The sequence below is a fragment of the Tunturibacter empetritectus genome, from assembly GCF_040358985.1.
Classification (GTDB): Bacteria; Acidobacteriota; Terriglobia; order Terriglobales; family Acidobacteriaceae; genus Edaphobacter; species Edaphobacter empetritectus.
The window spans coordinates 2,620,140-2,632,288 of sequence record NZ_CP132932.1 but is presented as its reverse complement, the minus strand read 5'-3'; the positions used below and the strand labels follow the sequence as shown (position 1 = coordinate 2,632,288).

10 protein-coding genes are annotated in these 12,149 nt (G+C 58.9%); 6 read left to right on the top strand and 4 right to left on the bottom strand.

Annotated features, from left to right (window positions below; translation table 11 throughout):
- Positions 1-100: 100 nt before the first annotated feature.
- Entirely contained in the window at positions 101-2,743 is a 2,643-nt protein-coding gene (locus RBB75_RS10775) for an ABC transporter permease (RefSeq protein WP_353068087.1), read from the bottom strand.
- Positions 2,740-3,072, bottom strand: coding sequence for a PadR family transcriptional regulator (locus RBB75_RS10770; RefSeq protein WP_353070379.1), 333 nt, complete (start codon positions 3,070-3,072; stop codon positions 2,740-2,742). The genes RBB75_RS10775 and RBB75_RS10770 overlap by 4 nt, the downstream gene beginning before the upstream one ends.
- A gap of 188 nt (positions 3,073-3,260) precedes the next feature.
- On the opposite strand from RBB75_RS10770, the gene RBB75_RS10765 reads away from it, so the two are divergent.
- The 3 genes from RBB75_RS10765 to RBB75_RS10755 all read left to right on the top strand — a co-directional run bounded on the left by RBB75_RS10765 (position 3,261) and on the right by RBB75_RS10755 (position 6,540).
- On the top strand, positions 3,261-3,848 hold the full coding sequence (locus RBB75_RS10765) for a TetR/AcrR family transcriptional regulator (RefSeq protein ID WP_353068086.1): 588 nt from the start codon (positions 3,261-3,263) through the stop codon (positions 3,846-3,848).
- 96 nt (positions 3,849-3,944) lie between these two features.
- Positions 3,945-5,588: a hypothetical protein gene (locus RBB75_RS10760; protein ID WP_353068085.1), complete on the top strand. Its 1,644-nt coding sequence runs from the start codon at positions 3,945-3,947 to the stop codon at positions 5,586-5,588.
- 127 nt (positions 5,589-5,715) lie between these two features.
- On the top strand, positions 5,716-6,540 hold the full coding sequence (locus RBB75_RS10755) for an SDR family NAD(P)-dependent oxidoreductase (protein WP_353068084.1): 825 nt from the start codon (positions 5,716-5,718) through the stop codon (positions 6,538-6,540).
- Positions 6,541-6,745: 205 nt separating this feature from the next.
- Here the strand turns inward: RBB75_RS10755 and RBB75_RS10750 are convergent, their stop codons facing one another.
- Positions 6,746-8,197: an acetyl ornithine aminotransferase family protein gene (locus RBB75_RS10750; RefSeq protein WP_353068083.1), complete on the bottom strand. Its 1,452-nt coding sequence runs from the start codon at positions 8,195-8,197 to the stop codon at positions 6,746-6,748.
- A gap of 24 nt (positions 8,198-8,221) precedes the next feature.
- On the opposite strand from RBB75_RS10750, the gene RBB75_RS10745 reads away from it, so the two are divergent.
- A complete protein-coding gene (locus RBB75_RS10745; RefSeq protein WP_353068082.1) occupies positions 8,222-8,521 on the top strand; it encodes a hypothetical protein in 300 nt (99 codons plus the stop codon).
- Positions 8,522-8,577: 56 nt separating this feature from the next.
- On the opposite strand, the gene RBB75_RS10740 is transcribed toward RBB75_RS10745, so the two are convergent.
- Positions 8,578-9,006 (bottom strand): DUF6326 family protein, encoded by a 429-nt coding sequence (locus tag RBB75_RS10740; protein ID WP_353068081.1) that lies wholly within the window; start codon positions 9,004-9,006, stop codon positions 8,578-8,580.
- 115 nt (positions 9,007-9,121) lie between these two features.
- On the opposite strand from RBB75_RS10740, the gene RBB75_RS10735 reads away from it, so the two are divergent.
- Both RBB75_RS10735 and RBB75_RS10730 read left to right on the top strand, forming a co-directional pair.
- Positions 9,122-9,463, top strand: coding sequence for a PadR family transcriptional regulator (locus tag RBB75_RS10735; RefSeq protein ID WP_353068080.1), 342 nt, complete (start codon positions 9,122-9,124; stop codon positions 9,461-9,463).
- A complete protein-coding gene (locus RBB75_RS10730) occupies positions 9,460-12,123 on the top strand; it encodes an ABC transporter permease (RefSeq protein WP_353068079.1) in 2,664 nt (887 codons plus the stop codon). The genes RBB75_RS10735 and RBB75_RS10730 overlap by 4 nt, the downstream gene beginning before the upstream one ends.
- The last annotated feature ends 26 nt before the right edge of the window (positions 12,124-12,149 follow it).

Genomic DNA, 12,149 nt, shown 5'->3' with positions numbered 1-12,149 from the left:
CCATTATAGCGGACGGAAGAGGGTGTATGCGCCACGCGAATCTGCCCGTCTGGAGCGGGTTTCGAGCGATCAGGGGCTTGACAGGTTTTCGCGCCCTCGTCTATTCGGTGCGCAGCGCGATCATAGGGTCCACCTTCGCGGCGCGACGGGCTGGAATCAGACAACCAAGCACGGCGACGGCGAGGAGAAGTACGGCGATGGCGATGAAGGTGCTTGGGTCGTCCGGTTTGATTCCGAACAGCATTGTCGCCAAGACGCGAGTCGCGAAGGCAGCGGCCAGCGAGCCCATTGCAAGGCCAATCAACACGGGAAGCAGGCCGCGGGTCAACACGTTGCGCAGTATGTTCTGCCTGGTTGCTCCCAGAGCGATTCTGATTCCAATCTCCTTGGATCGTCGAGCCACAGAGAGCGCGAGCGTTCCGCTGACCCCGACGATGGTGATGAAGAGAGCAACGGCAGCGAAGAGGCTGAGAAGCACGCTGGTCACACGTGGAGTGCCTAGCTGTGCGCTGCGAATCTGCTCAATGGTCCGAACATCGGCGACGGGTTGTTGCGGATCGATCTGGTGAATGATCTTCTCAATCTGAGCGGCCAGATACATCGGGCTGCCCGAGGTTCGGACTAAGAGCGAGCCGTTGGACATTCCAGCCTGGTCAGGGGCAAAGTAGATCGTCTCCGTGGGTGCCTTGTCCAGCCCGTACTCACGAATGTCACTGGTGACGCCGACTACAGTCGCCCACTTCCTTTCTTTCTCTGATCCGAAGGCAACACGACGTCCGATGGGGTTCTCATGCGGCCAGTAACGGCGAGCCATCCGGTCGTTGACGATAACCACTGGTGGGGCATCGACTGCATCACTTGCCAGGAAGGGACGACCTGCGAGCAGAGGAGTTCCGAGTACGCGGAAGTAGTCAGGACTGACGATCGCGAAGTCGATCTGCGGCAGGGGTTCGTCCGGGTGCACGGGCTGCCCTTCGATCAGGACTCCTGTCTTCATCGGGCCCATATCGCTGTTCAGCGGAACCGCCATGCTCACTGCGGCGCCCTGCACTCCCGGCAACACCTGAACCCGTTCGAGTGCCTGATGGAAGAAGGCTCTGGAGGTCTCGCTCTTCTGATACTTCGTCCAATTCAAGGACAACCGCATCGAGAGCACATTCGCGGTTTTGAAGCCGGGATCGACCGACAGCAGGTTGTAGAGGCTGTGCAGCATAAGGCCAGCACAGAGGAGGAGTACGAACGAGATTGTGACCTGCGACGCGACGAGTATGCTGCGCATCCTTGTGCCGGTACCGCTTCCCGTAGTGCGCTCCCCAGAGTCGCTCAAGCTTGTCAGTCGAACCCGGCTGGCAACGTATCCGGGGAGAACTCCAAACAGCAGACCTGCCAGCAGCGACAGGCCAAGGTCGAACAACAGAACGCGCCCATCCACGTGAATTCCGTCCGCCAGCGTGGTCATACGTGCGGCGTAGTCGATCAGGAGCCTGGAGCCGATTGCTGCGATGCCTATACCCAGCACCCCGCCGGCCAGCGCAATCAATAGACTCTCGGTGAGCAGTTGAGAGAACAGGTTCCATTGGCTGGCTCCTGTCGCCATGCGAATGGCCATCTCGCGCGACCGCTGCATCTGCCGCGATAGGGCGATGTTGGCGAGATTGGCGCAGGCGAGCAGGAGAACAAGGCCGGAGGCTCCCAGCAGAATTAGAAAAGTTGGCCGCGCCGCGTGTGTCAGTTCGCTCTCGACGGCTGCAGTCAGCGGAGCGATGCCTGCAGAGGCGGGATACGACTTCGGATACTGAAGAGCAAGCCGCTGGGTGAGTGCGGCAAGATCAGAGTTCGCCTGGGCCAGGGTGACTCCGGGCTTCAACGTTGCGTAGCTGGTGACCATTCGCCCATCGCGATTCGCAATCGTCGCCGGCGCGGAACGGAACGGGCACGACGTCGTGGGCATGTAGACATCATTGGCGTCGGGATACTCCGGTAGTGGCGGAAGCACGCCGACGACTGTATGGACACGATCGTTCATCTCGAAGGTGCGTCCGATGATGTTTCGATCGCCGTTAAACTCCTTCTTCCAGTAGGCGTAGCTCAGCATTAAAACTGGAGGAGCGGTTTGACTTTCGTCGGAGGCAACGATGAGGCGTCCCAGTAGCGGCTTCACTCCGAGGACGGTGAAGTAGTTTCCGGAGACGACGCCAGTCGCCACCCGCTCCGGTTCCTTCGCTCCGAGCAGGGTGAAGGTCATCGCGTGGTATTCGGCGAGGTCAGAAAAGACGTGGTTCTGCTCCCGGAAGTCTCTTACTTCCTGAACGGAGAGCAGGAGAGGATCAGGGCCAAGCTTCGCCGAAGTTAAATCCACGTGGACCAGTTGCGCCGCATTGGCGTAGGGCAGAGGCCGCAGCAGAACACCATTGATGACGGTGAAGATGGCTGTATTAGCACCGATGCCGAGGCCAAGCGTAAGGATGGCTAGAAACGCGTAGCCGGGATTTCGCGCCAGCATGCGTCCTGCAAAGCGCACGTTTCGAAGTAGAGTCTCAAGCGGTGCAATGCTGTTGCGAGTCCATGCCTGCTCACGAACCTTCGTGGGGCTTCCGAACTTCACATAAGCTCTTCGCGACGCCTCTTGAGGGGGTATGCCTCGTGCGACGTTTTCGTCGATCTCCTCGGCCAGATGAAGGTTGATCTCCTGAACTAACTCTGCATCCGCCGGACGGCGGCGAAAAAATCTGCGCCAACTCATTCGTTTCCTCCTTCGGACGGCATCTCCCCCATGACCAGAGCGATAGCCCGGGCCATCTGACGCCACCGGCTTGTCTCCGACGTAAGTTGCTTCCTGCCCACAGCGGTTAGCCGGTAAAACTTTGCTTTGCGGTTGTTCTCGCTGACACCCCAATGGGAGGAGACCCAGCGCCTGTCCTCCAGCCGATGAAGCGCGGGATAGAGCGAGCCCTGTTCGACCTCGAGCATTTCTTCTGAGGTCCGCTCGATGACTTTGGCAATGGTATGGCCGTGAGCATCGCCCGCAACGAGAGTGCGGAGGATCATCATGTCCAGCGTTCCTTTCAGCATCTCGTTGTTGTCACGCTTTATCTTTGCCACGTTTCCCGCTCTCCACTAGAAATTCTATGCAAGACAGATCATAGACCACTCGAAGTTCTATGGGAAAACAGAAATCAAGTTTTTTTGCTGGATCGAGGGAGGACAGTCTGAGTGGAGGAGTTGACTTGACTAGACGACCAGTCTATTATTAGAAGGTTATGAGCACTGCTCTCTCAACTCGCGACCATCTGCTTGCGGTGGGCTTGGAGCGGCTTCGTTCGACCGGGTATACCGCGACCGGAGTGAAGGAGGTGCTCGATCTGGCGCAGGTACCGAAGGGCTCGTTCTATCACTACTTTCCGAGCAAAGAGGAGTTTGCCGTGGAGGTGTTTCACCTTTACGCGAAGGGTGAGGCGGAGCGGTCGGAGCGAATACTTGGAGATCGCAAGGTTGCTCCCTTGAAGCGGCTGCGGCGGTACTTCGAGGAGTTGATCTCGGTCTATGGGCAGGCCGGGGAGATTAGTGGATGTTTGATGGGGAGCCTGAGTCTCGAGGTTGCGGACCACAGCCCCAGGATGCGGTCGGAGCTGCAGGGGGTCTTTGCGGTGTGGCAGCAGGGGATTGCGGATGTGCTGCAGCAGGCGATTCAGCGGGGGGATCTGGCGAAGTCGATGCGGCCGGATGCGCTCGCGCAGTTTCTTCTGAACAGCTATGAGGGGGCGCTGATACGGATGAAGGCGGAGAAGAGTGACAAGCCGCTGGAGAATTTCCTCCACTTTGCGTTTGACGTGTTGTTGAAGAAGTAGCAGGTGTGCGCGGTTAAGGTTTGAAATGGGCCTTTGCTCCTGCTGGGCTATGATCGAGTCGGCCGTTGGCGGCGGATATCCTCTCCAAGAGTGACTATGATGCGAACTCGGATGCGAACTCGCTTCACCTCGTTTGTTTTGACTTGTGCCCTGCTGTCGGCAATGGGTTTTGCTCAGTCTGGCCATCATGACGCTCCTGAGAAGTTGGGGACGGTGAGCTTCAGCACGTCGTGCAGCGGCACGGTGCAACCGCAGTTCAATCGGGCGGTGGCGCTGATGCACTCGTTTCAGTTTGCGAGTGCGATTGAAGCGTTCCATGCGATTCTTGAGAGTGATCCGACGTGCTCGATCGCTTACTGGGGTATTGCATTGAGCGACTGGGGCAATCCCTTTGCTACGGGGCTGAAGTCGCAGGCTCAGCTTGATGCGGGTCTGAAGACAGTCGAACAGGGACGAGGTGTGCCTGCTAAGACGGAACGTGAGCGCGCTTATCTCGAAGCTGTTGCGCATCTCTATACGGATAACGCGACCACCGATCAGCGCTCTCGGAAGCTGGCCTATGAGAGCGCGATGGCTGCGGTGAGCGCTGCTTACCCTGAGGATACGGAGGCGGCCATCTTCTATGCGCTGGCTGTGTCGGCCGCCGCAGATCCGGCTGATAAGACTTATGCCCGGCAACTGAAGGCTGGCGCGATTTTGGATCGCCTGTACGTTCAGTATCCCGATCATCCTGGGCTGGCGCACTACATCATCCACACGTATGACGTTCCGCCACTTGCGGCACGGGCGGCTGGGGCGGCACAGCACTACAGCGAGATTGCACCATCGACTCCTCACGCGCTGCATATGCCGTCGCATACGTTTACTCGAGTGGGCGACTGGCAGGCTTCGATTGACGCGAATGTAGCTTCAGTGGCTGCTGCACGCAGCGCGGGACAGCCGGCGGACGAGCTGCATGCCAGCGATTATCTGGAGTACGCCTATCTGCAGACGGCACAGGACAACGCTTCGAAGGGAGTTGTGGAGTCGGCCGATCAGATTTTTTCGCGTTTTGATCCGAAGATGCTGATTGGTGGAGCGGGCGGGGCGACGGCGGCCTACTTTGCGAGGGCGGCGATTCCTGCTCGGTATGATCTGGAACGGCGGGATTGGGCTAGCGCGGTAAAGCTCCAGCCGCTGGCGAGTCCGTTTCCTTATACAGAGGCCATGACTTACTTTGCCCGGGGTCTGGGGGCTGCACATTTGAAGGATGGGGTGGGGGCACGGGCTGCAATCGACTCTCTTGCGCAGTGTCGCGACCGGCTGAACACTATGAAAGAGGGCTTCTGGGCGAATCAGGTGGAGATTCAGCGACTGGAAGTAGTTGCATGGCTGGCGTCTTCGCAGGGGCAACCCGAGGACGCATTGGCCGGAATGCGCAGAGCTGCCGAGATGGAGGACGCGACCGAAAAGAGTGTGGTTACGCCGGGGCCGCTCGCTCCCGCACGCGAGTTGCTGGCGGAGCTTCTACTGGAGTCGAAGCGGCCCGCTGAAGCGCTGGTGGAGTTTGAAGCGACGCTCAAGCGGGAGCCAAATCGCTTCTGGTCACTCTATGGGGCGGCGGAGGCAGCGAAGAGGGCCGGCGATCAAGAGAGGGCGAAGAGGTACTTCAACGAGCTGGTCCGGGTTGCTGAGCGAGCCGACCGGCCTGGACGGCGGGAGCTGATCGAAGCGCGAGGTAGTTTGTCCGGGCAGGATTAGAAGAGGAACGGCGTGGGAAGAGAACTTTGTTTAGGGAGAGTATTTTTGAATCTACTAACCAACCGGTCTACTCTAAGTAAGCGAATCAGTTTTCTGGTTCACACTTTTCGCAGGGACGGAGATTTTTATGACTACCTCAGCTACTTCTTCAAAAGGCACTGCTCTTGGCACTGCTCTTATTACTGGCGCATCGACAGGAATCGGTGCAGTTTATGCGGATCGGTTAGCACGCCGAGGCTATGACCTGATCCTGGCGGCTCGCAATGGCGAGAAGCTGAAGGAGCTGGCGGCTTCGCTGACTTCGGCGACTGGACGTTCGGTGGATGCTGTGGCCGCGGACCTTACAAACAAGGCGGATCTGCGTAGGGTCGAGGAGAGGTTGCGGTCGGATGCGTCGATTACGACGCTGGTAAACAATGCTGGCTTCGGCGGGACGACTTCGCTGGTGGACTCGAAGATCGACGAGTTGGAGAACATGATTGAGCTGAATGTGACGGCGCTGACGCGACTGACCTATGCTGTGTTGCCGGGGTTTCTGGCGAGGAGCAAGGGCGCGATCATCAACATCTCTTCGATTGTGGCGGTGGCTCCGGAACTGCTGAACGGCGTGTACAGCGGGACGAAGGCTTATGTGCTGAATCTTACGCAGTCGCTGCATAAAGAGGTGGGCGGCAAGGGAGTTCAGGTGCAGGCGGTGCTGCCGGGAGCTACGGCGTCGGAGTTCTGGGACCGCGCGGGGATTGGCGGGCATCAGAATCTGCCGTCGGAGATCGTGATGAGCTCGGAGGAGATGGTGGACGCTTCCCTGGCTGCGTTCGATAGCGGAGAGTTGGTTACGATTCCGGCGCTGCCTGATGCTGCGGATTGGGAGAAGTTCAATGCGGCGCGTGTGGCGCTGGGGCCGAACCTTTCGCATAAGCATTCGGCTAGGCGGTATGGCGTGCGGGTGTAAGGGTGCTGTCCTGCCGGACGGGCCCGCTGCGCGCGGGGCGGTCACTTCGTGACGCGTATACCGGTCTTGGCAGCGCCAGCAGCATAGGGCCTCCCGCTGGTCGGCGCAATTCCCCTCCGACCAACGGGAGGCCCAGCCGAAGGAGTATACCTGTCACGAAGTGACAGCCTCCCGCGCAGGGAGCCCGTCCGGCAGGACCGTTCGTTCAGGCTTTTGCGGCCAGCGTGATGCACTCCTCAAGGATGTCGAGGGCGATGTCTGCTTCCTGCTGGTTGACGATGAGTGGGGGGCAGAGGCGGATGGTGGTTTCGCCGCAGCCAAGAATGAGAAGGCCGCGCTCGAAGGCTAGGTCTACGATCTTGTCGCGCATGGGGCCTACGGGTGTGCGGGACTGCTGGTCCTTCACGATCTCTACGCCGATCATGAGGCCGCGACCACGAACATCGCCTACGGTAGAGTGTTTGGCGACCCAGGGACGGAGACGGTCAAGCATCTTTTCGCCTATGGTGGCGGCGTTCTGGAGACCTTCGCGTTCGAGGATGTCCATGGTGGCGAGGGCCGCGGCGATGCAGATGGGGTTGCCGCCGAAGGTGCTGGCATGCGAGCCGGGTACCCAGTCCATGACGTCGGCCTTCGCCATGCAGATGCCTAGCGGCATGCCGGAGGCGATGCCTTTGGCGATGCAGACGATATCGGGCTGGACGCCGGAGTGTTCGATGGCCCACCACTTCCCTGTTCTTGCGGCGCCGGACTGGACTTCATCGGCGATGAGGAGGATGCCGTGACGGTCGCAGATGCGGCGGATCTCCTGAAGGAAGTTGGTTGGGGCTACGACGTAACCGCCTTCACCCTGAATGGGCTCGAGGATGATAGCGGCGACTTCTTCGGGCGGGAGGATGGTCTTGAAGAGCTTCTCTTCGATGTAGCGGGCGCAGCCGAGGGCGAAGGCTTCCTCTGCCTGCGGGCCGCCGCTACAACCGCGGTAGGCGTAGGGGTAGCGGACGTGGTGGACGCCGGGGACGAAGGGGGCGAAGCGGCGCTTCTGCTGGGGCTTCGAGCCGGTGAGCGAGAGTGCGCCCATGGTGCGGCCATGGAAGGCTCCGAAGAAGCTGATGATGTTTTGCCGGCCAGTGTGATAGCGAGCGAGCTTCATGGCGCACTCGACAGCTTCGGCACCGGAGTTGCCGTAGTAGAACTTATGCGGGCCGGGCATAGGCGCGATAGCGGAGAGACGCTCGGCGAAGGTGGTCATGTTCTGGTAGTAGAAGTCGGTGCCGGACATGTGGATGAGTTCGGCGGCCTGATCTTGAATGGCTTTGACGACTTCCGGATGGCAGTGGCCGGTGGAGTTGACAGCGATGCCGGCGGCGAAGTCGAGGAACTCGTTGCCGTCGACGTCGGTGACGCGGAGGCCGCGGCCGGATTTGGCGACCATGGGGTAGCTGCGGGTGTAGCTGGGGGAGATGAGGCGGTCATCATCAGCGACGATCTTTTTGGCATTGGGGCCGGGGAGCGCGGTTTTGAGCTTGGGGCCGAACTCGGCGTAGTGCTTGGAGCGGATGGCTTCGCCGGCGGCGGGAGTGACTCCTTGCGCGGAGTTTTGCTTGAGGTCTTGCAGGGTGTTTTCAGTGAGTGTCTTTTCGGTCAGGGTGGACATGCGGGTCTCTCCTTAGGGGCAGCGGTGCGTTTGGTCTTTCCGTTCGTGCTCGACTCCGTTCCAAAGTGTGGACGGCGGCGCTCTGTGGTTGCAGAGAGAACGGTTTGCGCTGGTGGCGAGGACTTCGCCGGCTGGAGGGTGGTGCGCTTAGTCGCCGGCGAAGAGACTAGGTCGCGTGAGGCTGGGCAGGACGCGGAGATGGCGGCGCGGCATCTGGTGGCGCGGCATCTGGTGGTGTCCAGAGCGGCACTGAAAGGCTGCGCTGCGATTGGTCCGGGCTGTGTCGAACAGCGATCTCATGGGGGAGTCTGCCTTTGGCGGTGAGTATACCTTATCGGGATAACGCTCGAAAACCTAGTTCGTAAACCGCTACGGGTCAATCAGTTTGAAGTTGGTTGTTTCGGCCAGGTCCATGCGTGCCAGACGATTAGTGCGGTCAAAGTCATCTCTATCAGTCCATAGAGAATGTAGAAATGCCAGGCGCCTTTGATCGCGAGCACCATAATCGCGGTGTATATGGCGCCGAAGACGATGTTCATCCAGCGGTTGGCTTTTGCAGGCAGAAGCAGGGACAAAAGAGGCATGAGACTCGGAGCGATCATGATCGCTGACATACCCATTAAATTCCCTTGAGAGACGGGGCCGAATGGAGTTCTGCCGGCGATCATGTCCCGCAGTTTGCTGGGTTGATAAAGCTCGAAGTAGTCTCCGTAGATGTAAAAGAACATCACAGAGGACCACAACGCGAAGAGCTTGAACCTCACATTGACCTTGATGTCCTCGAATACAAAAGCGCTTTTCCGGGGCATTTTTGCTCCTCAAGTCCTTAGCAAAGACCACTCAGGCTGAATTCTCTGTTCACAATAACTCTCCTTGACAGCTTAGGGAAGTGGGTTTAGCCTCCTAATCATCTTAGGGGGACACTTGACCACCCAGGCCCAATTACTTCCCGGCACACTTGATCTTCTGATTCTGCGCGCGGTCTCGCTTGGGCCGTTGCATGGGTATGGCGTGCTTTTGCGCATCGAGCAGATCTCGGGTGGGGCGTTGCTGATTGAGCAGGGTGCTCTGTATCCGGGGTTGTTTCGGCTTCTGCGGCAGGGTCTGCTAAAGGCCGATTGGGGCACCTCGGAAAATAATCGCCGGGCCAAGTTTTACGAACTGACTGCAGTGGGCCTTAAGCGCCTGCAGGAAGAGACGGACAGCTGGAATCGTCTGGCCACAGCGATCGCCAACGCACTTGCACCGCAACCGGAGGAAATATGAGACTCTTCCATTCTCTTCGCTCCTTTGCTTCGAGTTTCTTTCATCGCTCAGAGACCGATCGTGAGATCGACGAGGAGCTTCGCTCGCACATTCAGCATCGTGCCGATGATCTCGAGAGTGCTGGTCTTCCGCGCGCAGAGGCAGAGAGACGTGCGCGGATTGATTTTGGTGGCTATCAACGGCTGAAAGAAGAGAGCCGCGATGCGCTGGGCGGGCAGCTCGGCGCGGGGCTGCTTCAGGATATTCGTTTCGCGGTACGCAGGATGGCCAAGAAGCCTGGCTTTGCGGTTGTTGCGATTTTGACACTGGCGTTTGCGATTGGGGCGAATGCAGTGGTGTTTGCTGTTTTGAATGCGTTTATCCTGCGGCCGCTGAATGTTCCCCAAGCGGAGAGCCTCTACGGATTGTGGCGCCTGTCCAGCAACGACATGTCCGAGTCTTATCCGGACTATCTCGATCTTCGGGACCGCAACCACAGCTTTGAGAGTGTGGCGGCTTACAACGTAGAGCAGGCGGCGCTCGACACGGGTAACGATCCCTCACGCGCCTGGATCGATGAGGCCAGCGGAAATTACTTCGATGCTTTGGGGCTGAAGCCGTACCTGGGCCGGTTCTTTCATGGCTCCGATGAACATGGACCGAACAGCGCACCCTACATCGTGCTTACGTACGACTACTGGCGCAGCCACTTTCAGGGTGATCCCGGCGTCATCGGTCGCGTGGTTCGGCTGAACAAATTTCCGTACAGCATCATCGGGGTAGCGCCGCCTGAGTTTCATGGCACTCTGATGTTCTTCAACCCGGATTTCTTTGTGCCGATTGTGAATCATGCGCAGTTTGATGAGAACGATCTGAACAACCGCGGAGATCGCTGGGTCTTTATGACGTTGGGACACCTGAAGGCGGGAGTGACTCCGGCACAGGCGATTGCGGATCTGAACGCTGTGGGAGCTTCTCTGGAGCGGGCCTATCCCAAAGACGATCCCAAGATGAGCTTCAAACTGGCGCGACCGGGGCTTTATGGCGACTACATCGGCCGACCCATGCGGACGTTTATGACTGCGCTCATGCTGTTAGCGGGACTGATTCTGCTGGCAACGTGCGCAAATCTTGGCAGCTTGTTTGCTGCGCGAGCTTCGGATCGATCGCGTGAGATCGCACTGCGGCTGGCGCTGGGGTCGAGCCGCAAACGGATTCTGCGTGGGCTCTTTGCCGAGGCTCTACTGATTTCGCTGATGGGCGGGGCGGTTGGGCTGGCAGGCAGCGTGGTGCTGTTGCGGGCATTGAGCGTGTGGCAGCCTATCTCCCGCTGGCCGATTCATATGTCTGTGAATCCGGACGTAAAGGTGTATGCAGTTGCTTTGTTTCTGGCGTTGGCGAGCGGATTCCTGTTTGGCGCGGTGCCGGTGGGGCAGGTGCTTCGCACCAATCCGTATGAGGCCGTCAAGGGTGGCGCGGTCGAGACAAGACGCGGCAGGTTTGGTCTGCGGATGAGCTTCCGCGATCTGCTGCTTGTGGTGCAGATTGCAATCTGCGCGGTGCTGGTCACTTCTTCGATCGTCGCGGTGCGTGGATTGGCGAATTCGCTGCACAACAACTTCGGCTTTGAGCTGCAGAACACGATGCTGGTAGAGACGGACTTGAATATGGCGGGCTATCGCGGCGACAAGGTGCCGCCGATGCAAAAACGTATGATTGATGCGGTGTCGGCGATTCCTGGCGTTGAGTCCGTAGGCCTGGCCGATCAGGTGCCGTTGGGAGATGCGCAACCGGACTCGAACGTCTTCGCCGACAGCACGGCGGATCTGAGGCCTGCAAATGCTGCGTCAAACGCAATGATGTTCAAGGTCTCGCCGGAATACTTCCACGCGGCGGGGACAGCGCTGGTGTCGGGCAGAGTATTCACCTGGCAGGAGAACAAAGACACGCCGCGCGTCGCGGTGGTGAATCGACAGTTTGCGCGGAAGATCTTCGGCTCCGAGGCAAAGGCGATGGGCGCATACTTCAAGTTGCCGGATGGAGCGCGTCTTCAGGTCGTGGGGATTGCGGAGGATGGAAAGTATGGAAGCCTCACGGAAGATCCGCAGCCGGTGATGTTTCTTCCCATTCTGCAATCGCCCTCGAACTCGGCCTATCTTGTGGTGAGGTCAAGCCGGGATCCGGAGCAGCTGTCACAAACTATCAGAGATACGTTGCGGAATATGGATGCCGGACTGCCAGTTTATATCCAGACGCGCTACAAGGCTCTCGATGCATTTCTGTTTGGTCCACGAATGGCGACGATCTCGCTTGGGGTACTCGGGGTAATGGGCGCGATGCTGTCGGTCGTTGGGATCTTCGGCATGGCGTCATACTCAGTGAGCAAGAGGCTACGGGAGTTTGGGATTCGCATTGCATTAGGGGCGCAAAAGAAAGAGTTGTTACAGGCGGCATTGGGACGCACCTTCCAATTGCTGGCGTTCGGTTCGGTTGTCGGAATGTTGCTGGGTCTTGCGGCAGGAAAAGTAATTGCTTTTATCGTGTCTCAGGCTACGCCGTGGGATCCGGTTGTGCTGGGTGGCGTGGTGGCGACGATGCTTCTGCTGGGGTTGATGGCTGGCTGGATCCCTGCGCGGCGTGCGCTGGCTACTAATCCTCTCCTGCTGCTTCGCGAGGATTAAAACGTGCGGGTGCTATTGTCCCCGTT